At 58.4% G+C, this 23,410-nt stretch carries 39 protein-coding genes and 1 pseudogene; 13 read left to right on the top strand and 27 right to left on the bottom strand.

The window, feature by feature from the left end:
* The first annotated feature begins 6 nt into the window (after positions 1-6).
* The gene (locus RBA40_RS15385) at positions 7-450 is read left to right on the top strand and encodes a GNAT family N-acetyltransferase (RefSeq protein ID WP_306648698.1); all 444 of its coding nucleotides are present in this window, start codon (positions 7-9) and stop codon (positions 448-450) included.
* A gap of 116 nt (positions 451-566) precedes the next feature.
* Complete coding sequence (locus tag RBA40_RS15380) at positions 567-1,247, top strand: YcbK family protein (protein ID WP_306648697.1); 681 nt, start codon at positions 567-569, stop codon at positions 1,245-1,247.
* A 99-nt stretch (positions 1,248-1,346) separates the two neighbouring features.
* Here RBA40_RS15380 and RBA40_RS15375 read toward each other — a convergent pair whose 3' ends face one another.
* The 8 genes from RBA40_RS15375 to RBA40_RS15345 form a co-directional block, all read right to left on the bottom strand.
* Positions 1,347-1,823: an SAM-dependent methyltransferase gene (locus tag RBA40_RS15375; RefSeq protein WP_306648696.1), complete on the bottom strand. Its 477-nt coding sequence runs from the start codon at positions 1,821-1,823 to the stop codon at positions 1,347-1,349.
* A gap of 547 nt (positions 1,824-2,370) precedes the next feature.
* The gene (locus tag RBA40_RS15370) at positions 2,371-3,003 is read right to left on the bottom strand and encodes an RHS repeat domain-containing protein (protein WP_306648695.1); all 633 of its coding nucleotides are present in this window, start codon (positions 3,001-3,003) and stop codon (positions 2,371-2,373) included.
* A 779-nt stretch (positions 3,004-3,782) separates the two neighbouring features.
* Positions 3,783-5,027 (bottom strand): site-specific integrase, encoded by a 1,245-nt coding sequence (locus RBA40_RS15365; RefSeq protein ID WP_306648694.1) that lies wholly within the window; start codon positions 5,025-5,027, stop codon positions 3,783-3,785.
* Positions 4,955-5,119 carry an excisionase family protein gene (locus tag RBA40_RS33750; RefSeq protein ID WP_510184486.1) on the bottom strand — a complete coding sequence of 55 codons (165 nt, stop codon included), beginning with the start codon at positions 5,117-5,119 and terminating at the stop codon, positions 4,955-4,957. Before RBA40_RS33750 ends, RBA40_RS15365 begins: the two co-directional genes overlap by 73 nt.
* Positions 5,120-5,399: 280 nt before the next feature.
* Positions 5,400-6,104, bottom strand: a complete 705-nt coding sequence (locus RBA40_RS15360; protein WP_306648693.1) for a hypothetical protein — start codon at positions 6,102-6,104, stop codon at positions 5,400-5,402.
* A gap of 52 nt (positions 6,105-6,156) precedes the next feature.
* Positions 6,157-6,402, bottom strand: a complete 246-nt coding sequence (locus RBA40_RS15355) for a hypothetical protein (protein ID WP_306648692.1) — start codon at positions 6,400-6,402, stop codon at positions 6,157-6,159.
* Positions 6,399-6,719, bottom strand: a complete 321-nt coding sequence (locus tag RBA40_RS15350; RefSeq protein WP_306648691.1) for a hypothetical protein — start codon at positions 6,717-6,719, stop codon at positions 6,399-6,401. The genes RBA40_RS15355 and RBA40_RS15350 overlap by 4 nt, the downstream gene beginning before the upstream one ends.
* Positions 6,716-7,672, bottom strand: coding sequence for a phage Gp37/Gp68 family protein (locus RBA40_RS15345; RefSeq protein WP_306648690.1), 957 nt, complete (start codon positions 7,670-7,672; stop codon positions 6,716-6,718). Before RBA40_RS15345 ends, RBA40_RS15350 begins: the two co-directional genes overlap by 4 nt.
* Positions 7,673-7,758: 86 nt before the next feature.
* Here RBA40_RS15345 and RBA40_RS15340 point away from each other — a divergent pair, with 86 nt between their 5' ends.
* Positions 7,759-8,067: a hypothetical protein gene (locus RBA40_RS15340; protein ID WP_306648689.1), complete on the top strand. Its 309-nt coding sequence runs from the start codon at positions 7,759-7,761 to the stop codon at positions 8,065-8,067.
* Between the two features lie 47 nt (positions 8,068-8,114).
* Here the strand turns inward: RBA40_RS15340 and RBA40_RS15335 are convergent, their stop codons facing one another.
* From RBA40_RS15335 to RBA40_RS15250, 18 genes and pseudogenes are all read right to left on the bottom strand, one after another.
* On the bottom strand, positions 8,115-8,369 hold the full coding sequence (locus tag RBA40_RS15335; RefSeq protein WP_306648786.1) for a DNA translocase FtsK: 255 nt from the start codon (positions 8,367-8,369) through the stop codon (positions 8,115-8,117).
* A 96-nt stretch (positions 8,370-8,465) separates the two neighbouring features.
* Positions 8,466-9,386, bottom strand: a pseudogene (locus RBA40_RS15330) (recombination-associated protein RdgC); the annotation flags it as partial.
* 11 nt (positions 9,387-9,397) lie between these two features.
* Complete coding sequence (locus RBA40_RS15325) at positions 9,398-9,862, bottom strand: DUF1367 family protein (protein ID WP_306648688.1); 465 nt, start codon at positions 9,860-9,862, stop codon at positions 9,398-9,400.
* On the bottom strand, positions 9,859-10,587 hold the full coding sequence (locus RBA40_RS15320; RefSeq protein ID WP_306648687.1) for a hypothetical protein: 729 nt from the start codon (positions 10,585-10,587) through the stop codon (positions 9,859-9,861). The genes RBA40_RS15325 and RBA40_RS15320 overlap by 4 nt, the downstream gene beginning before the upstream one ends.
* Complete coding sequence (locus tag RBA40_RS15315; RefSeq protein ID WP_306648686.1) at positions 10,584-10,913, bottom strand: KTSC domain-containing protein; 330 nt, start codon at positions 10,911-10,913, stop codon at positions 10,584-10,586. Before RBA40_RS15315 ends, RBA40_RS15320 begins: the two co-directional genes overlap by 4 nt.
* Positions 10,914-10,937: 24 nt before the next feature.
* A complete protein-coding gene (locus RBA40_RS15310; protein ID WP_306648685.1) occupies positions 10,938-12,638 on the bottom strand; it encodes a YqaJ viral recombinase family protein in 1,701 nt (566 codons plus the stop codon).
* A gap of 37 nt (positions 12,639-12,675) precedes the next feature.
* Positions 12,676-13,614, bottom strand: a complete 939-nt coding sequence (locus tag RBA40_RS15305) for a RecT family recombinase (RefSeq protein WP_306648684.1) — start codon at positions 13,612-13,614, stop codon at positions 12,676-12,678.
* A gap of 100 nt (positions 13,615-13,714) precedes the next feature.
* Positions 13,715-13,861 (bottom strand): hypothetical protein, encoded by a 147-nt coding sequence (locus RBA40_RS15300; protein ID WP_306648683.1) that lies wholly within the window; start codon positions 13,859-13,861, stop codon positions 13,715-13,717.
* Positions 13,862-13,925: 64 nt separating this feature from the next.
* Positions 13,926-14,252, bottom strand: coding sequence for a hypothetical protein (locus RBA40_RS15295; RefSeq protein WP_306648682.1), 327 nt, complete (start codon positions 14,250-14,252; stop codon positions 13,926-13,928).
* Positions 14,253-14,346: 94 nt separating this feature from the next.
* Entirely contained in the window at positions 14,347-14,730 is a 384-nt protein-coding gene (locus RBA40_RS15290) for a hypothetical protein (RefSeq protein WP_306648681.1), read from the bottom strand.
* Positions 14,727-15,401, bottom strand: coding sequence for a hypothetical protein (locus RBA40_RS15285; protein WP_306648680.1), 675 nt, complete (start codon positions 15,399-15,401; stop codon positions 14,727-14,729). Before RBA40_RS15285 ends, RBA40_RS15290 begins: the two co-directional genes overlap by 4 nt.
* A complete protein-coding gene (locus RBA40_RS15280) occupies positions 15,398-15,616 on the bottom strand; it encodes a hypothetical protein (protein WP_306648679.1) in 219 nt (72 codons plus the stop codon). The genes RBA40_RS15285 and RBA40_RS15280 overlap by 4 nt, the downstream gene beginning before the upstream one ends.
* 256 nt (positions 15,617-15,872) lie before the next feature.
* Positions 15,873-16,100 (bottom strand): hypothetical protein, encoded by a 228-nt coding sequence (locus tag RBA40_RS15275; protein ID WP_306648678.1) that lies wholly within the window; start codon positions 16,098-16,100, stop codon positions 15,873-15,875.
* Positions 16,097-16,396: a hypothetical protein gene (locus RBA40_RS15270; protein ID WP_306648677.1), complete on the bottom strand. Its 300-nt coding sequence runs from the start codon at positions 16,394-16,396 to the stop codon at positions 16,097-16,099. Before RBA40_RS15270 ends, RBA40_RS15275 begins: the two co-directional genes overlap by 4 nt.
* Before the next feature lie 664 nt (positions 16,397-17,060).
* Entirely contained in the window at positions 17,061-17,561 is a 501-nt protein-coding gene (locus RBA40_RS15265) for a hypothetical protein (protein ID WP_306648676.1), read from the bottom strand.
* Between the two features lie 277 nt (positions 17,562-17,838).
* Positions 17,839-18,156 carry a hypothetical protein gene (locus RBA40_RS15260; protein ID WP_306648675.1) on the bottom strand — a complete coding sequence of 106 codons (318 nt, stop codon included), beginning with the start codon at positions 18,154-18,156 and terminating at the stop codon, positions 17,839-17,841.
* Positions 18,157-18,241: 85 nt separating this feature from the next.
* A complete protein-coding gene (locus RBA40_RS15255; protein ID WP_306648674.1) occupies positions 18,242-18,469 on the bottom strand; it encodes a toxin-antitoxin system HicB family antitoxin in 228 nt (75 codons plus the stop codon).
* 617 nt (positions 18,470-19,086) lie between these two features.
* Positions 19,087-19,533 carry a hypothetical protein gene (locus RBA40_RS15250; RefSeq protein ID WP_306648673.1) on the bottom strand — a complete coding sequence of 149 codons (447 nt, stop codon included), beginning with the start codon at positions 19,531-19,533 and terminating at the stop codon, positions 19,087-19,089.
* Positions 19,534-19,603: 70 nt separating this feature from the next.
* On the opposite strand from RBA40_RS15250, the gene RBA40_RS15245 reads away from it, so the two are divergent.
* Positions 19,604-19,795 carry a helix-turn-helix domain-containing protein gene (locus tag RBA40_RS15245; RefSeq protein WP_306648672.1) on the top strand — a complete coding sequence of 64 codons (192 nt, stop codon included), beginning with the start codon at positions 19,604-19,606 and terminating at the stop codon, positions 19,793-19,795.
* Positions 19,796-20,255: 460 nt separating this feature from the next.
* On the opposite strand, the gene RBA40_RS15240 is transcribed toward RBA40_RS15245, so the two are convergent.
* On the bottom strand, positions 20,256-20,774 hold the full coding sequence (locus tag RBA40_RS15240) for a hypothetical protein (protein WP_306648671.1): 519 nt from the start codon (positions 20,772-20,774) through the stop codon (positions 20,256-20,258).
* A gap of 210 nt (positions 20,775-20,984) precedes the next feature.
* Between RBA40_RS15240 and RBA40_RS15235 the strand changes: the two genes are divergently transcribed.
* The 9 genes from RBA40_RS15235 (at position 20,985) to RBA40_RS15195 (ending at position 23,243) form a co-directional block, all read left to right on the top strand.
* A complete protein-coding gene (locus RBA40_RS15235; protein WP_306648670.1) occupies positions 20,985-21,185 on the top strand; it encodes a hypothetical protein in 201 nt (66 codons plus the stop codon).
* A gap of 73 nt (positions 21,186-21,258) precedes the next feature.
* The gene (locus RBA40_RS15230; protein WP_306648669.1) at positions 21,259-21,495 is read left to right on the top strand and encodes a hypothetical protein; all 237 of its coding nucleotides are present in this window, start codon (positions 21,259-21,261) and stop codon (positions 21,493-21,495) included.
* Complete coding sequence (locus tag RBA40_RS15225) at positions 21,492-21,668, top strand: hypothetical protein (protein ID WP_306648668.1); 177 nt, start codon at positions 21,492-21,494, stop codon at positions 21,666-21,668. The genes RBA40_RS15230 and RBA40_RS15225 overlap by 4 nt, the downstream gene beginning before the upstream one ends.
* A complete protein-coding gene (locus tag RBA40_RS15220) occupies positions 21,665-21,904 on the top strand; it encodes a hypothetical protein (RefSeq protein ID WP_306648667.1) in 240 nt (79 codons plus the stop codon). Before RBA40_RS15225 ends, RBA40_RS15220 begins: the two co-directional genes overlap by 4 nt.
* Complete coding sequence (locus RBA40_RS15215; RefSeq protein WP_306648666.1) at positions 21,901-22,116, top strand: hypothetical protein; 216 nt, start codon at positions 21,901-21,903, stop codon at positions 22,114-22,116. The genes RBA40_RS15220 and RBA40_RS15215 overlap by 4 nt, the downstream gene beginning before the upstream one ends.
* Positions 22,113-22,409, top strand: a complete 297-nt coding sequence (locus RBA40_RS15210) for a hypothetical protein (protein WP_306648665.1) — start codon at positions 22,113-22,115, stop codon at positions 22,407-22,409. The genes RBA40_RS15215 and RBA40_RS15210 overlap by 4 nt, the downstream gene beginning before the upstream one ends.
* Complete coding sequence (locus RBA40_RS15205; RefSeq protein ID WP_306648664.1) at positions 22,406-22,651, top strand: hypothetical protein; 246 nt, start codon at positions 22,406-22,408, stop codon at positions 22,649-22,651. The genes RBA40_RS15210 and RBA40_RS15205 overlap by 4 nt, the downstream gene beginning before the upstream one ends.
* The gene (locus RBA40_RS15200; RefSeq protein ID WP_306648663.1) at positions 22,648-22,914 is read left to right on the top strand and encodes a hypothetical protein; all 267 of its coding nucleotides are present in this window, start codon (positions 22,648-22,650) and stop codon (positions 22,912-22,914) included. The genes RBA40_RS15205 and RBA40_RS15200 overlap by 4 nt, the downstream gene beginning before the upstream one ends.
* Positions 22,911-23,243: a death domain-containing protein gene (locus RBA40_RS15195; RefSeq protein ID WP_306648662.1), complete on the top strand. Its 333-nt coding sequence runs from the start codon at positions 22,911-22,913 to the stop codon at positions 23,241-23,243. Before RBA40_RS15200 ends, RBA40_RS15195 begins: the two co-directional genes overlap by 4 nt.
* Positions 23,244-23,410 lie beyond the last annotated feature (167 nt).

The following is a 23,410-nucleotide window of genomic DNA, read 5'->3' as shown; positions in this document are numbered from 1 at the left end:
TGTTGCGTGGCCGATCACCAGCACAATCCGGACGCGCTCACGGCGTGGCTGGGCAACAAGACGCCGCAGAATGTGGCGAGCTGGTTCGTATCGCCGGCCAACCATGCTTTGGTGGCGGAGCGCGACGGTGCCGTGGTGGGCGTGGCCTTGTTGACCCAGGCCGGCAAGTTGTCGCTGTGCTATGTGTTGCCCGAAGCGCTGTACAGCGGCGTCGGCAAGGCTCTTCTGCAGGGCGTGGAAGCGCAGGCGCGGGCGTGGGGCGTAAGCGTGTTGCGTCTGAACAGCACTGTCACCGCCAGCAAGTTTTATGAACGTAACGGCTACATCCTCGCAGGCAAGGAAAAGAGCTGCTACGGGCTGGAGTGCGACTTTTTCTGGAAGAAATTGAACGCCTGCGAGACGACCGATCCCAGTCCGCGCAAGCGTTTTTGCAACTGTACCGGGCAATAATGCGCGTGCGCCCTGTGCGCGCGGCAAGCTTGCGCTATAGTGTGCGCCTTGTTTACTGAGTATTCGTCATGGCCACGCGCAGAGATTTTCTACATCAAGGCTTATGCCTGTCCACCATGGGCATTATTTCGGTTCCGCTGATTGGCTGCGGCAGTGCGAGCGCGGCGCCGGCGGACCAGGCCAGGCGGCCGGTCCAGGTCACCAAGGCAGGCAAACCGGCGCCGGTAGCCCGTGCGGCGGCTCCATCCGCGCCGGTCCCGGAAACCGAACTGGCGCCCCCACCCGATATTTTCGATGCGCAAGCGCTGGATCTGGATTTCTGGCTCAAGCCGCGCGTGTTGACGCTGACGCGCCCGCAAAGCGGGGAAAAAGCCAAGGTCCTGTACTGGAAGGATGGCCAGGTCATCGATTCGGCCTATCAGGAACTGTGCCACTTGATGCGTGACGTCAACGGCAAGGAAACCGCGCCGATCGATCCCAAGCTGTTTGAAACGCTGTGGGGCACGCAGGCGTTCATCGCCCGCTACGGTATCGAGGAACCGCTGGAAATCCTGTCGGGCTTTCGGACTTCCAAATCGAACGATAAACTCAGGGAAGCGGGCGTGCCGGCGGCGCGCCAGTCGCTGCATATCGAAGGCAAGGCGGCCGATATCCGGATCGCCAATTTGAATGCCGATGTGCTCGGCGGGCTGGTGCGCAGCTTCCGCCAGGGCGGCGTAGGGTATTACTACCGTTCCGGACCGCGCGGCGGCTGGATTCATGCCGATACCGGGCTCAAGCGCACCTGGAAGGGCTGACCGCCGCACGGTATTTCCACGCGCTCGTGTTCATGCCGCTGCCCGGCGTGCGGATGCATGAGAAATTGCGAGCGAGCGGGCGCGCGTCGGCTCGCTCACTCATTCACGGTAATAGTCCTTCATGACCTCATGACTCCAGACTGGCTGCCTTACTTCCCCGATCGGTCCGAATTCCGCCAAGTACGGTTTGATATCGAGCACCGGGCTCCCATCCACCGCGTCGAGCCCACGTACGCGCAATGTACGACCATCGACGGACAATAGCTGACAACGAGCCAAGCCGATCAGGTTCGGGCGCGCCTTGGCGCGTTGCGCCAGTATCCCGCCGTTTGGCCAATCGGCGCGCCCGCGCGGATGCCGGGCTCCTCTCTCTATTTCTTCCAGCGGGACGCGATGAAGGTGATATATCACTTCGATGTGGCTGAATGTATCCAAGCCCAGAAGCGCCTCATGCAGCAGTTCCGGGGAGTCGATCGTAATTACGGATTCGGCCGAACCCCAATTGTCGTCGCTTAAATCGACTCGCGGCGACGAAACCACGCCGATGGGAATCATGATTATTGGGTTAGCAGACACTGACTATCTCCTCGTCATCCATGCGGATAACTTGAATAAACACTGTTAAAATTCCGCAACTGAGCGCCGCGGCAAGGGTTGGCCGCACTGGGATGATGCTTCGTACCCAGTCTCTGGAGTAGCTGCGAAGACAAAATGTTCCAAGTGTCCGGACTGCTGTTGCGCGTGCCGTTCCGCTCGGGACGCCCACGCCATCGAGGGCTCCAGGGTGCCAGAATGCCCGGACATTCCTGGCGGAATGCAGCTCCTACGGGTAGCTTTTCGGAGATTCTTTACAGACGCGCTGCCACCTTGTCCCATGCGGTTTGCTGGAACATCGGATTGACGGGCGTGATCTATCGGCTCCCCGCTTTTTGAAATAAATGTGATCCAAGAATGGTTTGCATCCTGATGTGAACAGCAACAATATTAATCTTGCACTGTTATGTGCACGATCACCTATCAATCGGAGTCGGGCCAGGATCTGTCTCGCCCGGCAAGGGATTTTATAGCAATCCGCAAGAGTCCTACCGCCGCATGATGGGTCGCGCTGGAGCCTGCCCCCTCTTCAGTGGCCTCCGCCACTTCCCGCGGGCGCTTCTAGGATGCATGGAATTGGGCTGGAGCCGACGCAGACTGGGTCGCCGCCTTGAATTTTTTTCCCATGTGGTTCCACGAGCGCTGAAATTCCCATCTGAATTGCAAAATTCGATCGGAGATCGTTATCTTTTTTGTCTGAATGAATGGTCTTATTCTTTCCAAAAACAAGCTTTCGGCCAGTGCCATTTTCTAACATGGCTTGAATATCCCCGCTTTCATCGTAGATGGCTGTGATCGCCCGGCCATCAGAATACGTGATCGCCTGGAATCGCCCGGTTCGATCATACAGATAGGTTCCAACAGTCCCGTCCGGTCTTGTCTCCGACTGGATTTTGCCATTGGCGGAAGTGTATTTCGTTAATGTGGCTAGCTGAATGGCGAGCTTGGCCATTGTCGCAAAGATTGCATCCTCTTCAGCTGAGCCCTTCTGTGTGCTGCTTGTGGCAGGCTGCTGGTCTTCGCCAGGATTTACCAGGGCGGCTTCGGCGCTTGCCCATCGAAACGCCATGAAAGCCGCAATCATTTTCAACGCCAATTTTTTATGCATACGGACTCCACTCACATCGTTATGCTCTATACCAATCATTACTTTGTCGAGCACGAATTTCTATCCTAGTAAAACGAACGTAGTGGTATCTGATCCGGATCAAAATAATCGCGCGAACTTTTACGGTCGCGTGATATCGGCGACGCCTGATATGCCTGGCGATGGCATGTCGGTTGCAAATCCTGTCGGGGTTTCGTACTTTTTGAAGGCGAAAGACTCAGCCCCTGGCGCAGAAGGCTGGTCAGCAATTTGACCAAGCCACCACAGCGGCCAGTACCGTTATGCATGAAGCGATGATGTCAAGGCCCGCGGTGGCATGTGAAACTTCAAACAACGTCCGCTCAGCATGGGACGTGCAAGCTTTCAGCAACGTACCCACCGCCGAAATTTACCGGGGTAACCGTAGATTTTCCAATTGATCGAGCCGCTGGTACCGTAGGGCACTCGTATGCATGGGCTATCTTTGCCACCCTGGATATCCACACGAACATGATCCGCTCCGGAGCCGCCGGAGCAATTGTAGACTGTCCTCACGATTGAAAATACAGGCAATGACAAGGATCGGCGGACCGGGGCCAACAACCACGGAGGGATTGACTGGCTGATTTGAGATGGGTGGAGAGGAGGCGAAAGGGCCGTGTAATCCGGCAAGCGATAATAGCTGGAAGGGCTGGGCAACGAAGCGTCAAGCGCTTCGAGGCGTTTGTGTTGCTGGCGGCGGCGCCATCTTTTCCAAGCCGTTGATGTGATCTGGGTGGAAAGTTCTGGCGGGCTCGAATGCAGTGCGTGGTCCAGGAATCGAACCTGAGACCAAGCGCCTTGAAACGTCCTGTTTATGCGGGTTCCCGTTTTTGCACCTCCAACTTTGGCGACACTTTGGCGAAAAACGCAGCTGACTGGGCGCGGGTCGTTACGTCGCTGCCCTGTTCAATCCATCGGCCGTAGTGACGGCTCAACATCTCGGTGTTTTTGTGTCCCATTTGCTTGGCGACATACAGCGGATTCTCTCCGCCGCTCAGCAGCGTGCTGGCGAACGTGTGGCGGGTCTGATATGGGTTTCGATACCGTACCTTTGCCTTCCTCAATACAATCTCCCATCTCTGCCGTATGGCCTTGTCAGTGGACCACTCCCTATCTGTTCCAGGATCATGAAACACTACGCCGCCCGCGAGTGCTGTGAACTGCTGCTGGGCCTTCAAAGCGTCGAACGCGCCTTGCCGCATATCGATATCACGGTTGCCTGCTGCAGTCTTTGCTTCCTCTTTCGTCACGCCGGCCACCTTGACACGTTCAACGCGAATCTTCCCTTTGAACCAGTCTATCGAAGACCACTCGAGTGCCATGCATTCGCTTGGCCGCATGCCTGTTGCAAAAGAAAACTGGAATAGGTTCCGCTTTTGGCCATCTGCCGCTTTCAGGATAGCAACTATTTCTGACATATCAAACGGGTCTGGGGCAAAATTACTCTTACGCTGTTCCTTGGTCATTATCTTATTCAGTTTTACGCGTTCGAGCGGATTGAACTCGATTAGATCATCATTAACCGCCTGGACGAGTGCATTGCTTAGTGGCTGAAGTATGTTCCGCATTGTTTTTGCTTTGCAAGTGAACGTTCCGATCCAGGCCCGCACGACTGGAGGCGTTAAGCCCAGAATAGGAGTTTTATCCCATTTTTTGAAAAGATGGGTGTTGCATGCCTCCCAGTAAGTTTTGGCCGTCTTCGGCGATAGAGTCCGGTCAGCGATGCTCAGTTGCTCGCGCAATAGTTCGCCAACCGTGACCCGGGCCGGTCTAGCGTCGAATTTTCCGGCATTTTTCGAATTCGGGAAATAGTCCGCGTACTTGAACGTGCCTTTTTCAATGGCGTTTAGAATCTCGCCCCTGAGCCGCATGGCATAGTTGATATTCGCTTTCGAGTGGGTGAGTTGGAGTGATTCGCGGCATTCCATTCCTCGATACATAAACTTGATTCTAATCGATTGGGAACGCGTCCCCGCCGCTAACTCTACGCCCGTTGAAACTGATTTTGTGGTTCCCATTTCTCCGCCCATTTTTCTACCGCTGGGAGATTTATCCACAGCCGGCCATCCACTACTTTGCATTGATCCCCGTCGAGCCATTTGCCTGTTTTCCTCCGGGCCATTACGGCATCAACGCTGTCACCAGTCATTTCGGAATACTTTTCCAATTTGACCCAAGCCATTGGATAGGTCATGATTCAGGGCCCTTATTAGACTTTTTCATTTCGTCATCTTTCATTGGTAAGCAATCATCCAGCGGCGCCGTGAATACCGCGTCATCGTCCGGGTCCAGCTCGATTGCCAGCGGCGGGCCAGCTGGGCCCAGCTGCAGTGCGTGCGCTATCCGCTCCACAGCGCATCCGCGATTTCTGCCGACTGGCGTGCAATGCCCTTACTAATGGCGGCCTCCGGTCGGCGCTGGCTCTGCTGCTACAGGGGCGGCGAGCCAGCTTGGAGTGGACGCCATCGCCAGCTCGCGCAGCTTTCGAGGTCGGGCGCTTCGGCTGCGGCGCTGGCGGGCGCGGTGCCTGCGTGGCATTCTTTGCAGTGATCGGGCACAGCCTTGCCGAAATAGTGACAAGTCCGCTCGCCGCATTCGTGGGCATCGTCCGCTGCGGGGGTGGTGCTGGCGGGCTGGGCGGCGAAACAGGCGCGGACGAACTTCACATCATCGCGCAGTCCATCGGCATATGATTCACCCGCAATCCGCATAATCTGCTCATCCGTCAACGCCGCGCTGCTTGTCCCCTGCTGGGCGGCGAGGATGGCTCTGGCGACGTCCCGGCGTATTTCTTCAAGCGAGTCGGCCCCTCTCGGGACTTGCTCCCATATCGCGTCGATCTGCGCATCCGTCAGCGCCGAGCCACTTGCCGCAGGTGCATCCGGCACCCCGCGCTGCTGCTCGCGGCCGGGGCCGGCCATTAGACTCAGCACATCGAGCAGATACAGGTCCGCGTTTTCGTCGCCCTCCGCGGCGTGGCGCCAGGTTTCCAGCGCGTCCCGCAGTAACGGCGTCATCGTGATGCGCGGCGGTGTGCCGAGTGAGCAATCCAGCGTGTGAGTGCCATTTTTCGCGCAGCACTCAAGGCAGTGTCCAATCGGCGTCGACTGGTTCAATTCGTGTTCAAAATTCATATCGTTCTCGCAAAAATTGGTATTTCAGGATCTGGGTGTAGTCCGGGCCGGATTACTGAAGCGCTTGCTGCAGGGTGATCTTCGAGCACTCGACCGGCTCCGGATTTCCGCGCAGATAGGCCACGCCTTCGATGCGGCCGCCGGCCTGCCGTGCGCTTACCTCTTGGACGACGCACTGCTTCCCTTCGTAGATCACCGGATGCGCACAGTGCAGTGCCTTCATCAAAATCATCTGGTGCTTGCAGGCTTCCGGGTCAAGCGGCGCGTAATTGATAGCGGGCAGGGCGCTGGCCTTCATGTTAGGATTTCCTTTTCCATATGAGACGCTCTATGAATCGGACCGAATTTGTAAGCGCCGTCGTCACTGGCGCCGTTGCACGCGGGCTTGAGGTAGTGGCCGCCCGCGACGGACGTCAGACCATCTGCTTTAACGCCAAGAGCGGAAAGAAATTGCACACTGACCATCTGGGCGAACTGTTCGATCTCGGCTACGCGGACCCCTCGCACGATCGCCGGACGCTGAATGCGTTGGTCGAGCGGGTGGCACCTGGGCGGCCATGCACTCACCGTGGCTTGCGCGAAATTGTCGAGGCACTTCATCGTCAGGATGCTCATCGCGCTGGATAGCCGTCGTGCTGCACGCCGTCGAGCTGGCGACCGGCGGCGCGCTTGCCGACCCGAGCCACTACTTGGCCATCATCGAAGCACTGCCATTGAGGCGCGTCTGTAAAAGGAGCCTCCCCCTTAACGACCAGTGTCTTACCATTCAAGCTACGGCAAGGAACTGCAGGCAGCCACTCTCCCCATTGCTTGAAAAGGAACGGGACGCCGGCCGCCGCACACTGGTCGCGCATGCCTCGCGCCCAGGTAGGGTTCATCGGGCGTGCACCAGCGCCGGACTCGCCGCCGACGATGATCCAGTGCAGGCCTGCGCCGACGGCCGTTGTGATGTGGCTGCAATAGCCGTCCATGTCCTGGCGGTCATCCTCGGTGGTCGGCCGCTGCAGGCGCAAGTTGACCGCGTCCAGCAGAGGTTCCATGCTCAGGAACCGGCGCCGCGCCGGTACCGCCAACAACTTCGGGATATCACGGTCGGCCTCTTCCTGATTCACGATAGTCGCGCCGAGCATCACGTTGCGCTGGCCGGCCAGCCAGTCGTGCGCGCGCGCGTCGGCCACCATGCGGGCCACGTTACCGATGCGCTTCGTCAGCAGTAGCCAGTCGAGGTTCGGCGTCAACTCGATCACGTCGAACAGGTCGCGGCGCCACGCCGGGTCAACCGCGTTGTCGAACACGTCGGCCAGGCTGGCGCAGAAGACGCGCTGCCGGCGCCCGTGCTCGGCGAAGAATGCCGCGTGCGCGCGGTTCCAGGCCAATGGCTTGTTCCAGTTCGCCGCGCTCGTGCGGCGCCGCGGCGCGTTCAGGCCCCAGTTGATGGCCGTGCCGCCGGCGAAGCGCGCGTTGCGCGTCTCGGCGTAGCAATGGTCGCAGCCGGGCCCGACCTTCTGGCAACCCTCCAATGGGTTGAAAGTGTGGTCGGCCCATTCAATTTTGGTGTTTTGAGACATGGGGATCGCTTTTTAAATTGTTTACGTGAATAAAAAATTGCTTTGGTATATTCTTTAGTTCCCTTACAACAAAACCAGGAACAAGTATGAAAGTCTCGATTAAAGATCTGAGCGTTGATATGGCTCTGAAAAACACGGGCATGGAACTGGAAATCCGTGACACAAAAGACGTATTTCTTGGTGATCTGGTGGCGACTGGCAGCCACCTGATCTGGTGTAACGGCAGGACCAAACGCGAGAATGGAGAGAAGATCACTTGGAATGATTTCATCGCGTTTATGAACGATCGCACTGCTGAAAAAAAAGCCAAGCCAGTTAAAAAGGCTGCCGTCCCGAAAAAGGCCGCTCTTGCGAAGGCTGGATCGACAACCAAAGTTGTGAAATCTAATACGTAATATTCGTCACGCTAGATGCGGTAGTTGTCTAAGAACAGGTGCCGTATTTAGGATTCACACGGCAAAAATTCACGATTGCCGTTGGATGCCGCTGTACTAATCACTCCACTGGCTTCCATCGCCTCCAGCAGTCGCGCCGCGCGGTTATCGCCGATGTGCAGGTGGCGCTGGACCAGCGATATCGACGCGCGCTGATTGGTGCGCACCACAGTTACGGCCGTCTCGTAGAGCGGATCGGCGGCACTGCCGTCGCCTGCTGGCACTTCGCCCTGCGTCTTGAGCTCCAGGTCGCGCAAGGTCATGCCGCGCTGAGCGAGTTGCCCTGCGATGTGATCATTCAGGGATAGCACCGGGATTTGCTGGCGCACCGGCTCATCGCCCGTGGCCATCCCGGCCGGTGCCGCCTTCTGCTCGCCCGGCACATCCATCATCGCCTCGCCACCCATCGCCGCGACCAGGTCGGTCAGCATCTTCGCCAGCTCCCCGGCCATCAGCGCAAAGTCGCCGTCGAAGCGCTCACCAGCATCGCCAATGCCTCCGTTCTCGGTCAGCACGTCGAGGGCCTTGACGCTCTTGATGGCCAGCGACTCGGTCAGCACGAACGAAATCTTGTCGTTCCAGGTCATGGCCAGGCGCGTGCACTGCTTGCCGGCGGCGATGTGGCGGCGGACGTCGTCCACTTCCAGCGCGTGCTTCACATAACGCACTGCCGCCTTGCTCTCGCCGGTGGCGCGCAGTTCAGCGTCACGGTCCACGGTGAAGCCGACCGGCGCCTCGTCCGTTTCCAGCCAAGCGGTCATCACAGCTACCTGCGAGCGCTGCACCCGCAGGCTTTCCAACGGCATGCGGTCGACCGACTTCAGCAGCAGCTTGATCACGTCGTCGGCTTTGCTCGAGCTGGCCGCGTCGATCGCCAGCCAGCCGTTCACCGGGTCGATCCATACGAACGTCTCGGACGTGATCGAGAATGCGCGCGGCAGCAGTTCGTCGGCCACGCGCTCCTTGAGCTCCTTCATGGCTTTCTTGCCGGGTGCGAAGCCTTGGGCTTCTTCGAGCTCGGCGGCGCGCGCGGCAGCCACCTGGTTGATCACGCTAGCCGGCAAAAGCTTCTTTTCGGTGCGTAGCTGCATCAGGAACTGGCCGCCGACAGCGTGCACCAGCGGTGCGCCGGCGCCTCGCGGTGCGGCCCAGCCCTGGCGTAACAGTTCGTTGCTCGTCGCCGGCGTGAACGCCTGGATGGCCAGCGCCTGCTCAAGATCGGCAGCCGTTTTGTTCCACGGTGCTGGGAGACGGTAAATCTGGAGATTTCGGAACCACATGGGTTTGTCTTTCAGCGGTCGAACCGCAGTAGGTGTTCAACGACGTCGTCGAGCGCGTCGCGGGTAAATGTTGTCAATATGCGGGCCAAGATCACGTCGATGGTTGCGCTGTAAAGCGCCTCGAACTCGATATCGTCCATCTGCGAAAACGAAATACTTTTTGCTTCCAAGCGGACCTCGCCCTTGAGGTTCACCGTCGATTCGAAGAAGCCGGCCAGGATCGCTACATCCTTGCGGAACCGCTCCTTGTTCTTTTTCACTGGCTGGCCTTGATATGTCAGGCCGTCGCGCGGCTCCCACTGGTCGAATGCGAACGTGACCAGCGCGAAGTATTTCTTGTGAAACTTGTAATTTCGTACCTTCTTGAAATCGGCATGCATAAGCGCGCCGATTTTCATCTTCTGAATGAACTCGGCCGCCGCCTCGTCGTGAGGCACGAGGACGTTGGACATTTTCATCAGCACGATTTCACTCATGGCGGTGCTCCGGCCAGCTCGGTGTCGCTCGCGACCAGCGCCCCCTCGGCTGCCGCCCGCTTGGCCGCGTCGTACTGCTCAATGCCCCAGGCCAGCGCGTAGCAGCACCAAACGAAGCGAAAGGTGTATTCCTTGGTTGCGAAGTCGAAGCCATCCCAAACGTCAGTAAATTCGAACTGGGCGTCCTTGCCGTAAAATTCCTCCCAGGCGTCGCCGTTGTGGCGAAAATCGTTAGCTGCGTCATAGCAGCGCGTCGAGTTGTCATCGGCGTTCACGACCTCGTCGTTGACCGCCTCCCGCAGCTCGGCATATGCCGCTCTGTGCTTGGCGAGCGCCGCAACATCATCGTCATCGGGTTTGTCGCTTTCTTCGCTGTCGTCCACCCACGAGCGCACCATGGCCTGGAACTTCGCGTGGCTAAACTTGCGCACGCCGTCGCGATCAGCGGCCTCGATCTTTTCCGCCCAGTAGTTGTGATCGATGCAATCCAGCCTGCCGTTTTTTCGGAAGAAGGCGAACATGTCGGTTGTGCGCTGGAACACATAGGTACCCATGTCGCCGGTGTAGCAGAGGTAGCCGGGCCAGGTGATCAGGTCGAAGTGCATGCAGCCGCTGTCCGGCTTCTTGAAACGGATGTGGCGATTCACACCGTCGTCGCGGATCACGATCATCGTGTGCTCGGCCACGTCGCGCAGGAACCGCTCCTGGGTGCATTCGTGGCTCATGCTGCCGCCGGAATCAGGTCGGCCGGCAGCGTTGCGCCGGTCCTTTGCGAGTCTGCCTCAGCGTAGATGCCCATGTTTTTGAAGGGATGCTTGTCCGCGAGAGGCTTGATGTTCTTGTAGAAGTGCTTGCCCACCGATTCAGCGCCGGAAAACGCGGCGTAGTCTTCAGCCGTGAAATTCTGGTAGTGATACACATTGCCTGGCGCGCCCTTGTAGAAGAATTGGACGGCCAGGGTGTTCGTGTCGGCGCAGTGCCCGATAGCGGCGATCTGCGACGACGTGACGGGCACCAAGGTGATGCGCGGGGCTTGTGCGACGATGCTCATAGTTTTCTCCAGGTGGGGCAGGGGTTAAGCGGCGACGGACAGGGCGCCGGCGCGCGCGTCGGCGATGAAGCGCTCGAGCCGCGGAATCAGTTCGTCGACTTCCATGTCGTGCTCGGCACCGAACGCGACGATGTCGTCATCGGTCATGCCGCTATCCATGATTTCGTCGAAAATTTCGTTAGCCGTGCGCGATACTGGCGGCCAGGCTGCGGCCGGGGTCAACCGGCCCTTCGGCACCGCGGCGCGCGTGGCTGGCTCGGCGCTTTCGGCGGGTGCCGGGGCATGCTCCACGTCCACAGCAGCGGCTTTTCTGGCAGCAAGGTCGGCTTCATCCCTGGCGGCGCGAGCGGTCGCGGCTGCCGCCGCCTCAGCCTTGATCTGTTCCTCTTTGGCGATGCGCGCGCGCAGCTCTTCGGCCTTCTGGGCTTCGGCGCGCTGGTGGTCAGCGATGCGGCTGGTCACCAGCAACTGGAAGTCGTCCATCGGCTTGGCGATGATCTGCTGCAGGTCCATCAAGAGGAATTTGAACGCACTGGCATGCTCGGCGCACCAGGCCTGCTTTGCGCGATAGTCGGCAGCCGTCGCGTTGGTGGCGATCTTGGCGTTGGCCAGCGTGGTGCTGACAGCGTCGCGCAAGCTTTTCAGGGTGCGCTTGCCCTTCATAGCTCCGGCGAAGTCCGGCTGCTGCAATTGCAGGCGCAGTGGCGTGATTTCGGTTTCGAGCGCGGCAATATGCGCGGTGAAGGCGTACCGGCCTTCGTTCAGGATGGTTTCTTTGATCTGCTCCTTGCGTGTTTTGACCAGCTTTTCCAGCTCCAGGCGTTTGGCGCGAAATTGCGCCTTGATGTGGTCGACCGTGCGCATTACGTCGTCGATGGTCGCGGTCTGCGCCAGTGCGGCGGCCTTGGCCAGTTCCAACTTGGCCTCCGCCTCGCCGCAATACTTCACAGTGTTTTCGGCATTGGCGAAGTCTTCGTCGGTATCCAGCTTTGTGTTGATTTTGGCGATGAACTTCTCCGCCGCGGCCTTATATGCCACCAAGTTGCTGCTGATGACCTTTCCTTCGGTCTGAACGACGAGCGCGGGCAGGGCTGCGATGGGCTCGGCTGCTGGTTTCTCGGAGATGTCAACCTGAGTGTAGTTGGCGACGTCGATGTCGAATTGCTCCCATCCGGCGACGATGCGCGAGAACCAGGCGGTGTCTGGATATACCCACATCCACACCATGTTGTTTTCGGTGCCGTCGGAAGTCATGAATAGCCACTTCTCGGCACCGGTTACCAGCAACTGTTGCTGGACCTGCGGCTGGTGATCTTCCGGCAGCACGTCGGCACGAACAGACGCTGCCAGCACGGCATTCCACTGCTTGTGCTCGAAGCCGATGGTTTCGGCCATGTTCAGGCCATCGCAGGAGGCGCTTTCACGTCCCAGCGACAGCGTGGCGGGGTAGAGCTCGTCGCCAATGATCTTTTCAGCGAACGGCCGGGCCATGGCTTCGACCTCGTGACCGTGGTCCAGGATGTTCTCCTGCACCCAGTCGCTGAACTCTTTGGCCAGGCCGGTGGCCTTCATGCGCACCAAGTCGCTGCGGGTGACGTTCTTCGACAACCCGAGCATAGCTGCGGCCTCGCTCGCGCCGCGGTGGTCGAAGCGGAAAGCGTGCCAGTCGTCGCTACCCTGGAGCAGGTTGTGAATTTCGCGGATGAGTGTGTTTTCGCGTTGCATTATCTGTCCTCGATGGTTTTCTTGTGTGGTGTAGCAATTAGTCGTTTTCGTGCGCCCAGCTGTCGATGGTCATTTTTTGCGACTCGGTGAATGTGGCGCGGGTACTCAGGAATGCGATTAACTGATCGGGAGTTTTCTTTTTCGAGCGGATGATCCCGCGCCACTCAGGGGTCTTGTCCTTGAAGAGTTCATCGGTACATTCGGGCAGGCTATCGATCACGGCCTGCGCGGACGTTGCCGCCGGCGGCGTGATGTCTCGCATTTCACGGTTGACGTCCTCCAACTCGTCCGGGGTGTAGACGCCCAAGATCACGTCCGGCGCATAGAGGCGAGACCAGCGCTTGACGGCCAGGTATGCGAGCTGCTGTTTAGGGTCTGTGGCCCACAGCGGCGAATTGCGCACGCTGGCCTGGACCAGGAGCAGTTCGAGAACGCGAGGTTCGACTTCGCCCCGGAGTGTGGCCCAAACGCGCACGCCCAAATTTTCTTCGTCCTGCATCTGATAGTCGGGAACACGGAACTGATATTCCTTCTTGTAATTCGCGTCACCCTTATTTCCCTTGGCCGGTGCGTTGCATACCTTGGTCTTGCCGATGATCTTTTCCCATGGCCCGAACCAGTCGTAGTTAAAGCGGTCCAACGTGACGCCGCTCGACTGGATTGCGGCATTTACCAACTGGCCCTCGTAGCCCAGCGTGCCGTTGACCAAGTGTGTCTTTTGCGCTACTGCGAATGGATTCATGCGCCACTGAATAGCCTGCATGACGACGGCAGCGCAGTCGGCAGGGCTGCCGCGCAGATGCTCGGGGATCGTTGCACGTCCCTTGGCCATCGTCTCGGCCAAGCGCATCATGCTGTCCATGCTCGCGCTGTCGAGGATGAGCGAGGCCGAGCTTGTCACGACCATCGGAACGTCCGTACTGCCTGCGTAATTGGCGCTGGCCAGTGCCTGGTGCTGCGTCATCGTTTCTTGCATTGCGTTCTCCGTTACAGGTTGATGTGTTTGATTGCCAGGATCAGCGCGTCGGCGCGCCGGAATCCCCAGCTGCGCCACTGGTGCTATTTCCGCAGCCGCTTCATTTCGATTGCGCCGCCGGCGGGGCGCGGTCGGGCTCGTTGTTGTGTGCTAGGCCGTAGGCGCCAACGATCATCAGCACGATGGCCAAGTCCGTCACCAGTCGGCCCAGGCGGCGGATCAGGTACAGCTCGCGGTGGGTTCTCATGTCTGCTCCAACGTTGAGAAAAGCAATTGACGATGAATTTGGCCCACCAGACCAGTCAGCGCGCTCATGCCGGCATCCACTCGGCCTTAGCCTTGATGACGCGCTTCGGCTCCCACTTCGACCAGTCCAGCAACCTCACGACCAGCGCAGCTCGTGTGCATCCGATCTTTTGCGCCTTCTGCTCCAAGAGGCCGGGCGCCGCCTTCAAGTCAGCAAGCGCGATCTTCGCCGCTGCCTTCAAGGCGCGCGTCTCGGCGGCCCGCGTCTTTGCAGCGCTCGCTGCCAAGGCACGTTGATCTGCTTTGTAGCCGTCGAGCTGAGCATCGATGTTGCTGCGCTTTGCAAGAGGCAGATTCAGCATTCCGTGATCGAGAGGGGCGTCCGCGCTCATGGGTTCGACTCCAGTACCAGCACGGCCGGAAACAGCATGGCGGCCATGACGGCGTTCACGTTCAGCGCGGACGTGGCGCGGATCAGGCGGGCGATCACAGGACACCTACTGCGGTCAGGGCGGTGCGGGCGATGCAGCGCGCGTCGTACAGCGAATTCGCGTGGTCGGCGGCGTTCGCGTCTGGATACTGCTCGTAAAGCTTGGCGATCCGGTCCAGAGCCTCCGACAGCTGCGCACTCTCGGCATTCGCCTGTTTCAGCGATGCCGCCAGCAGGGCGCTGCGTGCGCGCTCGGCTTCCAAGTCGGCCGTCATTTGGCCGTACGCGTTGCAGGCGGTGACGATGAGCGACGCCAGCGCTTCCGGTTCAGGGCAGCCGCGAACATAAAAGCCGCCAGCGTTCGCCGCTAAGTAGACGCTGCTTCCGTACGCGCTCATCGGCGTGAATTTGTCGGCCAACAGTTGGTCGTGGGCGATCATGGCGCTTCCTTGGCTGCGAGAATGGCGGCGTCGATGATGGAATCCAGTTCGTCACCTGTCGGGCGATCGGCTCGCCACTGGCAATTACCGTCACGGAATTCGATACCTTCATCTGAATCACGCAACAAGCGATACCGCTCCGCATCGAGCTTGTCCTGCTCGCTCAGGCCGGCCGCAAGTGGTGATTTGCCGGAAGTGGGTGCGATCTTTTCAGATTGAACGGCGGCATGAAATATTTTCTGCACTTCGCCAGCGTGCCATCCGTATTTGGCGCAGTCGTTTAGTGTTGTGTGGCCGGCCCACGCCAGCACGTAGCCATGCACCGAGGCGGCTTGCTTGATGGCGTCCAGATCGCTCAGGCCGGCCGGCTGGGCGGGCGCGGGTGGGCGCTGCAGTAACGCCTGATCTTCCGGCGAAAGAGTCCGGATGTGGCCGTCGATCAATGACCGGATATCGTCGTCCCATTCCGTTACCCCGTAGCCGGATTCGAGCGTCCAGCGCCACTGCATGAATGCTTGACGCTGCTTTCCTTCGCCTTCCGATTCTTCCGTGATTTCCCAGCGGCCCGGCTCGATCTGTTCAATGAAGCGAAAGCGCACGCCATCGTCAATTCCGCTCGGCGCTGCCTGCTGCACCGGGGCGGGCGCTGCCATTTGGTCGTGGGCGATCATGGCTGCACACCTTCCCACAGACCTTCGGACAGGAGCTGCATCACCTCGGCAATGTGGTGATACCGATCGTGATCCTCCAGCCAACCTCCATGCTCAGCGTCGCGCAGCAAAGATGCTACGAGAGGCATTGCCATCGCAACAGCACCACGCAATTTGTCGAGTCGGAACCGTTCGATCATTTCGTTGGCCGGTGCCGTCTTTGGTGCATCACTCATCGCTGCTCTCCCTGTTATTTGCGCCGGCCATGCCGGCAAGTGGAAACTGTGTTCGGGCCGGTCTTTCCCGGCTGTCAGATCGGTTAAAGAGTGGCATCGCTCCGAAACCGTCTTTCCGGCTGTCAGGCTGCAAGCGGCCACCTGGGCGATTTCTGGACATTTATGGGGACCGTCTTGAATCGCCTCGAAAGTCATCCAGTCCCACCGCCAACGCCACCTCGTGGGTGGCGGTGGATCGGCGGTGATGGGTGGCAGGTCAGGCGTACGGTGCGACCCCGGCTTTGAGCATCGCTTTATCAATGGCCTGCTGGAACGTGGCACCGACGAAAGCCGGCGCTGCCCATGCGAAGTGGTGGTCTTCCAGGTCGGATACCGTGGCCACTTGCTCAGCCCAATTGCGCAAGAAACGAAACCGCAGCGCGTCGAGCCGGTCCTCCTCGATCTGCTCCAGCTCGGCTTCGGTGAACACGCGGGCGGCGCTCATGCTGCCACCACGTTTGAGGACAGCACCTTGCCGAAGAACGAGCCGAATGGCGACCCCATACGGGCGTCGGTCAGCGCCAGACCAAGTGCGCGCTCTTCGGTTGCAGCGGTGACGTGGTTGGTGTAGTCGCCATCGGCGAACTTGATCGAGACAGCGAAGCGAACATTCGCGGGCACGATTGCGGCGCTGAGTCGGCAGACACGGTCGAAGGCCGCCTGCGCTGGGGCAAATACACTATCCGCGCCGTTGTGCAAGTTGCCTACCGCGGCGATTGCGTCAAATTCTGCTTTACCCATTTCGCTCTCCTATCGTGCGCACTCGGCGCCTTTGTTGTCCCGTACCAGCCCCCAGCCCAACTGCCTGCGGTATTCCTCGGGCGTAGGCACAACCCGTTCTTTCCGGTGTTGCTCCATAACGCGGCGAACTTGCTCTTTGCTCGGTTTCTGAACTGGTGTCATGACGCGCTCCTGGTGGGTGCTGTTGATGTGAAGAACTTTAGCACACTAAAGTTACGTAGCCAAGAATTATTTAGCGAACTAAAGTTTTGTGGTAAGATGTGTTTGTCGCTGGATTGGCGGCCGCTTCACTCGCGGGGTAACCGTAGGGGTGAAGGGATAGGCGTACTAGAGGGACGATCTGAGACACGCACAAGGGCGGCGAAGCTAGCACCCTAGATCGGAAGGCTGGCTGGTCGCCTCGCGCTATGTGGATAGCGTTGACGCGTGAAGGCCCTTAGGATGCCGTAGCTGTGTGGGTAGCGGGGTAAGGAGAAAAAGAAGAGGACTCAAGCGAAAAACACACTCTACAAGCGAAGCGCGTAGCGAACGAAGTGAGCGGTAAGCGACTACCTTATGGTTGATTCGTTAACCTATGAACAGCCTTTTACTGCTGAGCATGATTTATCTTATACACGAGGCGCGACGAAAAAAAGCCCCGGTTTGCGGGGCTTGACAGGATCGGCTACTTTTTCGGCGCTGGTGTGGCGCGCCACTCGACGGGCGCGGGCGCTTGGGCGGGAACGGTGATGATGATCGGGGCTGGCTGTGTTGCCGCTGGGGCCGGTGGTTTCTCTGTCATTTTGGAAACGGTGAACATCGCGCCGATACTGGCCAGGCCAACGCCGATAACCCACTTGATAATGTCAACCGTACCTTTGTGCATTTCGGCACGCATCTCTGCCATCTGCGTCTGAATATGCCCGTTCTGTGTCGCCATGTCAGTGCGCAACTCAGCGAAGCTGGTTCGTAGCTCAGCGAAGCCAGTCTTCACGCTGGTGTCGAAGTTCGCCAAGCGCGCATCAACACGGGCTTCTGAGGCTTCAAGTGCCGATTTCATCTCATCTTTGGTTGGGGTGGTCATGTCTGCATCGTCCGTGGAACTGGTGCCGCTGTCAAGGGATGCCATCATCTTCGCTACAGTCTTGACCTGGTTGTCCAGATAGTCGCTCATGTCAAATTTCATGATTGTTCTAATCCTCGGAATTCAAGAGGGCCTGCATATGCTTGATGAGCTTCTCGTTTTTTTCAGCAGAGCTGGAGAGGCGGGCGTAGACTATTTCGTGATCTTCTTTGCTCAGATTTAGCGCTTTGATGACAGACGTTATTGTGCCCATTAACTCTAAATTAACGTCAAGTTGCGAAATTAGCACTTGCTTAAGTTGACTTTCCTTCATTTTGGACCTTCTTCCATTTCGTGCCTATCGCTCGCTGACCGACGCACTGGACGGTACGCAGACCTTTTACTTGACGAGCCTAATGCCACTTGTCGGCGATGCAACGCCCACTAGCTTGGCTTTACGGTAGAAATGGATTTCACGAGGCTCGCCAGAAAGGCAAGCATCCATGTCAGCATACCCTTTGGTCATTGCCAGGAGCTTCTCCTCAGATTCTTTGTCCATCTTGGACGTCCAAGTTACGGTTACGATATCGCGTCCAACTTGAGTCTTCGCAAACTCGCTAATCATTGTCTGCACCTCTAGGGCGGCCATCTTGTTGCATGGTGCAGCGGTAACGCGGCCGGCTAATAGCATGCATGCCAGGGCGGCGAGAAGTTTCATTCGGTTCCTTTTTCGGCATGAGAGCGTGCCGATTGCGCAATCAGATCATACAGAGCTTGATCGCCGGAAAAATATCGAATTGTAACTATGCAATCGCGTCGACAACCTTCTGCAGCATGGCCTTAATTTCGTCTAGCTCAGCTGGAAGGCGGCCTGGCGCGGCAGCGCGCAGCCGAAACAATATTTCGGTATTCATCGAGTGCCCTTGGCGGTCGGCCTCGGCTTGAATTTCAGCATGAAGGTCTGGAGGCAGGCGCAAAGCTGTTTTTATGTACTCGGCTTGTGTTGTTTTTTTGGTGGGCGGTATTGTCATCGCCCGATTTTTTCACACACAAACTTTAAAAAGTATCAACTGCCTTCATCCATGAAGGCATGCATGTTACGGTATGTGATGATTCGTGGTCATCTGCTATTCGAAATATGCGTCAATTTATGTGACATGCATAAATGAGTTGCTACGGTAATTTAAGAGCGTGAGAATGTGAAATTTTATGCAGCAAGGATTGTTTTGAAAAAGCAAATCTAACGCACATACACGCTTTTATTGCCACTGGCAAGAACAAAAAAAGGCTGATAGACTTAAGAAATTAGGTAATAAAAATTGCCTTGCGTCATCTTCATGACGGGCTTAATCTCGAATTGCGCCCCAAGCCATGTCGCTGACACTCTCAGACCCTAACACCCGCTCTGAGATGTTAAATTTCAACCGCCAGATGTGTTGCGGGTAGGATAACCAGAAGTCCCAGGTCTACTCGCGCCCAATCAATGCTCGGAAGAAATTTAATGCAGAAACATGAACAACTTCACATGCTCACACCCGCAGAGCGGAAACTTATCGACAACTATCGAAACACGAGGGTGGACAAGCGCGACACGGTAGTTGGCGTGTCAGAAGACTATAGGAAGCGTTTTCCTATTGAGTTGCCGCGGCTACGGCTTGTTCCGACGAAATGACTTGTGAACAGCGTTTTCGACCGGGATCATCCTTTTCGCGTGATCCTTCAGCGCTTCTCGATTTTCCGGACTGATCTTGCGGTACATCTCCAGCAGCTCAGTCTCGTCCAAGTCTAGACGGTCCAGAACGGTGGTCTCGACCAGCATCCGGTCGGCCATGGTTTCTTCGATCACGGCGGAAGCGCCTTGCGAGGAGGCGCTCTCTGGTCGAAACTTCGGGAGTTTGCCGTCAGTCAGCCAATCAAGGCTGAACTTGCTCTTCCGCGCAAACGCCTTTAGGGGCTTCGGGCCCAAGCTTGTGGCTCCAGAGAACCACTGGGAAACCAGGCCCTCGCTTACCCCACAATAACGAGCCAAATCCACGGGCTTTTCTAGCTCGAGATCGTCCATCGCTTCTATCAATCGCTCGGCTAGTGTTGTCATATTTAGGATTCTAAAGTTTTTCTTCTTTAGCGTGCTTGCGTTAAAAACTTTAGTACGCTAAAGTATGCGAATGGACAGCAAAAAAATCATCGAAAAACTTGGTGGTACGGCAAAAACGGCTGTGCTGTGCAACGTCACGCAGGGCGCTGTTTGCCAGTGGATCCACGCAGGTATTCCAGACGCTCGTCTGATGTTCTTGAAGCTTGCGCGCCCCGACGTCTTCATGCCTCGAAAGCGTCGCCGGTCAGGTGCGCCACCCTGACACATCGCCCCACCGGCTCGTTGATCAACCTCAAAGCACAACCCAGGAATCGCCATGAACACCACTTCGAAACCCTTCCCGCTGTCACCTGATGAAGTTCAGTTGGCGATCCTGATCCAGCTGGGTCAACAAACCGAACTGCTGACCGTCCTGTGCCAGCACCAGGACGACGAGGTGCAGCGTCAAGTGCGTTCTCGCTCGGCGCTTCCATCGCCGTTTCGTACGGCTAAACCCATGCCAAATCCGCCACCTCCCCAGTACGACTGGTCGACCGGCGCCGTGCGCGGATGCATGTCCGAGGAATCGCTCAAGGCCGAATTCGCAAGGCGCGGGCCGGTTGCAACTGACGACACCCAAGCGCTGCTCCTGGCCGAGCTGCGTGGGCTGCGCGCAGACCTGCGCCGGCGTCACGTAGAAATTACTTCACCAGCGATGCGGACAACGTCCGACCGAGATCTCTCTACTCTTCCGCCGCCTCCTGGCGCTGGTCCTGGGTACTGGATGTCTGCTGTCGGAATTCGCGAGCCAATGTGGATAGCTTCTCCGCCGCGCGCTCACACGCCACCGCCTGCAACATCGACAGGGTCGGGTTCCAAAGATACGTCTGAACCTCAATCGTAACTTTCCCGCCGTCGTCAAGCCGATAGCTCACGTCTATTTTTGCGCCGTCGTTGCTATGCATAACTGTTAATTCAACGTTCATGGGGATCGCCTTTCGTGTTGATTGTTTTGTGGAATTAACAAAGTAACACGTTTGGCAATGCCCGCCCATTTGAAGTTGTAGTCGCATCACCGGCATCACCCATTCCTTATTTTCACGATTTACAGGAGCCACACCATGACTAAAGTTCGCCGCAAGTGCCTCGAAGTGCCAACCAACGACGCCGAGTCCGCGACGTTCAAAGATTTCGCCAAGCACGTCGGAATGGCTACGGCCGTCTTCGCCCGCTTTGCGATGTTTCACTACATTGATTTGCATGATGCCAAAACCGCGCAGACGGAGGAATCCCGACCATGTCCGGATGTGAACGCGGCGAGCCGCGCGTCGTCGAATCATGCGCGCGTAGTCAAGCCGGCAGCGCATGTCAGGCCGCGTGGAGGGTTCGGCAGCGCGCCGCGTCCGCTGCGGGTTTAAGGGCGACTTCAAGGCGCGGCACAGGCGCAAGAATTTCGAACAAGAGGGAGGCACATGCATGGGCAGGTAAAGGCGACCACTCAAGAGGTGCTTGATCACTACCTGGCGGAGTTCGTGAAGGCCGTCGGAGAAGTGAGAAACGCCACCGACGCGGACCAGAAGAAAAAGGCTCGCAACAAGAAGGCAGAGATCGAGGTCCAGCTGGTAAAGGCATACAACCGGCACGCAGACAGCGTACTAAAGCGCGAGCGCTGACGGCGCCCGACAGATACACGATAACTGGCAGGAAATCCGCAAGTCTGATTTACCACAACGAGGGAGTTGAGCAATGTCCAAAGAAGAAGAATTCAAGTATGACCCCGCCGGGCTGCTTGATGCAGTCAAGGCACTGAACCATCTGCCAAGCGACGCGGCGCTGGCGACGCTCCTGCGCGTGGCACCACCGGTGATCAGCAAGGTACGGCACCACCGCATGCTCGTAGGCGACAGCCTGATACTGCGCTGCATCGAGTTCGCTGGCATGACCGTGCCCCAGGTGCGCGCGTACATTGGGGTGCATCCATGACCGCGCCACAAGTCATCATCGTCGCGTTGAGCGCGATGGGCGTCGGCCTGGCGCTCGCCCAGAACGGTCAGCAGCGCACTGGCAAACACTCGTTTGCGCTGACATCGGTCGCGGCTGCTATCCACCTGGCGGTCCTGTACTGGGGCGGTTTCTTCAGTGGCGGTGCAGCATGAGCCGCATCGCTAGCCGCCCCGGCGCCGAAGAGCGCAACGAAAAGGTCCGTGCCGTGCTGCTCGCCTCTAAAGCGCCGATGACGCCCACCGCCATCGCAGCAGCCATCTGCGAGGAATGGTGCTGCTACAACGGTCGCCCAGCCGGCGCCTGCAGCGCACCGATCTCGCCGGTGCTCAAACGCATCGGTGCCGTTGGCGTCAAGGGCAAGTGGTCGTTGCCAGGCGGTGCCGTATGAAGGCCGCCATCACCATTGCTCTCGCTGCCGCGCTGTGCAGCGCCTGCGAGCCGCCCGATCGTAAAGTCGAGTACACGTGCACTCCGGCTCAGCGCGAGGCTGCGCAAGTCGAGGCTCAGCGCGAGATCGATGTCGTCGGTGCATCTGGCGCATGGGAGCGCGGCGTTATCTACGATGCTGCGCTTGCCCGGAATTGCGTGGTGAAACCATGAGCGCCCCGCTGATCAAGTACCGCACCGGCTGGATCGGCAACGCCATCGAGACAGTCGAATGCACACGTGAGACGGCGAAGTGCGTCTATCTGGTCGGTCGTGGGAAAAAACTAGAGCGTCGCGAGGCCAAGTTGGCCGAGTACGCGCAGTACCACGATTCCTGGGCCGATGCGAAGGAGTATCTGCGCGCCAAGGCAGAAGATGAGCGGGACCACTCTGCTGTCGCGCTGGAAATCGCCGAGGCCAAACTCGCCAAAATCAGCGCCATGGTGCCACCGCGAGGTGCCGCATGAGCATCGTCACGAAAGAAGGCATCACCGTCAAAGTCGGCCAGGTCTGGCGCGATCTGGACGTGCGTATGGTTGGGCGCACTTGCGTCGTTACGGCTGTCCATCCCGAGATCAATGGTGCCAAAGCTTCGGTTTCGATGGATCGGATTACGCCTGGCAAGAGCAGAACACGCAGCCAAGTCCGCGTCAGCCGCATGCACAAGGGCGCCACCGGCTGGGCGCTGGTATCGGAGCCCGCAGCATGAGCGCTCAATCCAAAGCGAAGGCCGCGCAGGGCTACGACCCAAAGCCAGAGCCGAACCGGTGCGCCACGTGCGGGCACTTCAAGTCCGATTTCATCCTGCCTGAATGGATGATCAAGGCCAACAGCGAGGCGCCGAAGCGGTTAGCCCCTCTTTACACGCTGGACGACAACGCGATCGAGAAGAACGCTCGTTGTGGGCTTGGCGGGTTCGCGGTCAAGAAGACGGCGGTTTGCCAGTACTACATCCAGCCGGTGTCAGCATGAGCGCGCCAACCGACCGCGAGCTGCTGGAACTGGCGGCGAAGGCTGTGGGCATTGTGGGTGAGTACCGTACCGCGCATCAGGCATACGGCGATCAATTCGTTGACGGCATTGACACTGGCGCGCGCTTTTGGTGGAACCCGCTGGCCGATGTCGGCGACCGCTACCGCCTGGCGCAGACACTCGGCATGAACATCGACTTCGCTGACTGCTTCGTATGGAAGCGCACGCCTACGGGTGTGATCCAGGAGTTCTGGGGCGCGGACTACGCCGGCGACGACGATGCACACGCCATTGTGCGGCTGGCGGCCGAGATCGGGCTCACACAGTGATCGGCGCCCCAGCATTCGCCCTGGGCCGCGAGCGGAAGCTCCCGCACGCGCTCGACCACGACGCTCGCTGCGAGCACTGCGGCTTCGATGCGGCAGAGGGATACCACCAGCTGGTACAGATAACGCCGGATCACCTGCCGGTCCGGACGCCCGATTACGCCAGATTC

Source organism: Massilia pseudoviolaceinigra (assembly GCF_030846505.1).
Lineage (GTDB): Bacteria > Pseudomonadota > Gammaproteobacteria > Burkholderiales > Burkholderiaceae_D > Telluria_A > Telluria_A violaceinigra.
This window is presented reverse-complemented; position numbering and strand designations above follow the sequence as displayed.

Coding starts and splice junctions, on each gene's coding strand:
- RBA40_RS15380 (WP_306648697.1), top strand. CDS start 567: ATGGGCATTATTTCGGTTCCGCTGATTGGCTGCGGCAGTGCGAGCGCG.
- RBA40_RS33750 (WP_510184486.1), bottom strand. CDS start 5,119: ATGACTGGTGACAGCGTTGATGCCGTAATGGCCCGGAGGAAAACAGGC.
- RBA40_RS15360 (WP_306648693.1), bottom strand. CDS start 6,104: ATGAATTTTGAACACGAATTGAACCAGTCGACGCCGATTGGACACTGC.
- RBA40_RS15355 (WP_306648692.1), bottom strand. CDS start 6,402: ATGAAGGCCAGCGCCCTGCCCGCTATCAATTACGCGCCGCTTGACCCG.
- RBA40_RS15350 (WP_306648691.1), bottom strand. CDS start 6,719: ATGAGCATCCTGACGATGAAGTGCCTCGACAATTTCGCGCAAGCCACG.
- RBA40_RS15345 (WP_306648690.1), bottom strand. CDS start 7,672: ATGTCTCAAAACACCAAAATTGAATGGGCCGACCACACTTTCAACCCA.
- RBA40_RS15340 (WP_306648689.1), top strand. CDS start 7,759: ATGAAAGTCTCGATTAAAGATCTGAGCGTTGATATGGCTCTGAAAAAC.
- RBA40_RS15335 (WP_306648786.1), bottom strand. CDS start 8,369: ATGACCTTGCGCGACCTGGAGCTCAAGACGCAGGGCGAAGTGCCAGCA.
- RBA40_RS15325 (WP_306648688.1), bottom strand. CDS start 9,862: ATGAGTGAAATCGTGCTGATGAAAATGTCCAACGTCCTCGTGCCTCAC.
- RBA40_RS15320 (WP_306648687.1), bottom strand. CDS start 10,587: ATGAGCCACGAATGCACCCAGGAGCGGTTCCTGCGCGACGTGGCCGAG.
- RBA40_RS15315 (WP_306648686.1), bottom strand. CDS start 10,913: ATGAGCATCGTCGCACAAGCCCCGCGCATCACCTTGGTGCCCGTCACG.
- RBA40_RS15310 (WP_306648685.1), bottom strand. CDS start 12,638: ATGCAACGCGAAAACACACTCATCCGCGAAATTCACAACCTGCTCCAG.
- RBA40_RS15305 (WP_306648684.1), bottom strand. CDS start 13,614: ATGCAAGAAACGATGACGCAGCACCAGGCACTGGCCAGCGCCAATTAC.
- RBA40_RS15300 (WP_306648683.1), bottom strand. CDS start 13,861: ATGAGAACCCACCGCGAGCTGTACCTGATCCGCCGCCTGGGCCGACTG.
- RBA40_RS15295 (WP_306648682.1), bottom strand. CDS start 14,252: ATGAGCGCGGACGCCCCTCTCGATCACGGAATGCTGAATCTGCCTCTT.
- RBA40_RS15290 (WP_306648681.1), bottom strand. CDS start 14,730: ATGATCGCCCACGACCAACTGTTGGCCGACAAATTCACGCCGATGAGC.
- RBA40_RS15285 (WP_306648680.1), bottom strand. CDS start 15,401: ATGATCGCCCACGACCAAATGGCAGCGCCCGCCCCGGTGCAGCAGGCA.
- RBA40_RS15280 (WP_306648679.1), bottom strand. CDS start 15,616: ATGAGTGATGCACCAAAGACGGCACCGGCCAACGAAATGATCGAACGG.
- RBA40_RS15275 (WP_306648678.1), bottom strand. CDS start 16,100: ATGAGCGCCGCCCGCGTGTTCACCGAAGCCGAGCTGGAGCAGATCGAG.
- RBA40_RS15270 (WP_306648677.1), bottom strand. CDS start 16,396: ATGGGTAAAGCAGAATTTGACGCAATCGCCGCGGTAGGCAACTTGCAC.
- RBA40_RS15265 (WP_306648676.1), bottom strand. CDS start 17,561: ATGAAATTTGACATGAGCGACTATCTGGACAACCAGGTCAAGACTGTA.
- RBA40_RS15260 (WP_306648675.1), bottom strand. CDS start 18,156: ATGAAACTTCTCGCCGCCCTGGCATGCATGCTATTAGCCGGCCGCGTT.
- RBA40_RS15255 (WP_306648674.1), bottom strand. CDS start 18,469: ATGACAATACCGCCCACCAAAAAAACAACACAAGCCGAGTACATAAAA.
- RBA40_RS15250 (WP_306648673.1), bottom strand. CDS start 19,533: ATGACAACACTAGCCGAGCGATTGATAGAAGCGATGGACGATCTCGAG.
- RBA40_RS15245 (WP_306648672.1), top strand. CDS start 19,604: ATGGACAGCAAAAAAATCATCGAAAAACTTGGTGGTACGGCAAAAACG.
- RBA40_RS15240 (WP_306648671.1), bottom strand. CDS start 20,774: ATGCAAATCAATGTAGTGAAACATCGCAAAGCGGGCGAAGACGGCCGT.
- RBA40_RS15235 (WP_306648670.1), top strand. CDS start 20,985: ATGCATGGGCAGGTAAAGGCGACCACTCAAGAGGTGCTTGATCACTAC.
- RBA40_RS15230 (WP_306648669.1), top strand. CDS start 21,259: ATGTCCAAAGAAGAAGAATTCAAGTATGACCCCGCCGGGCTGCTTGAT.
- RBA40_RS15225 (WP_306648668.1), top strand. CDS start 21,492: ATGACCGCGCCACAAGTCATCATCGTCGCGTTGAGCGCGATGGGCGTC.
- RBA40_RS15220 (WP_306648667.1), top strand. CDS start 21,665: ATGAGCCGCATCGCTAGCCGCCCCGGCGCCGAAGAGCGCAACGAAAAG.
- RBA40_RS15215 (WP_306648666.1), top strand. CDS start 21,901: ATGAAGGCCGCCATCACCATTGCTCTCGCTGCCGCGCTGTGCAGCGCC.
- RBA40_RS15210 (WP_306648665.1), top strand. CDS start 22,113: ATGAGCGCCCCGCTGATCAAGTACCGCACCGGCTGGATCGGCAACGCC.
- RBA40_RS15205 (WP_306648664.1), top strand. CDS start 22,406: ATGAGCATCGTCACGAAAGAAGGCATCACCGTCAAAGTCGGCCAGGTC.
- RBA40_RS15200 (WP_306648663.1), top strand. CDS start 22,648: ATGAGCGCTCAATCCAAAGCGAAGGCCGCGCAGGGCTACGACCCAAAG.
- RBA40_RS15195 (WP_306648662.1), top strand. CDS start 22,911: ATGAGCGCGCCAACCGACCGCGAGCTGCTGGAACTGGCGGCGAAGGCT.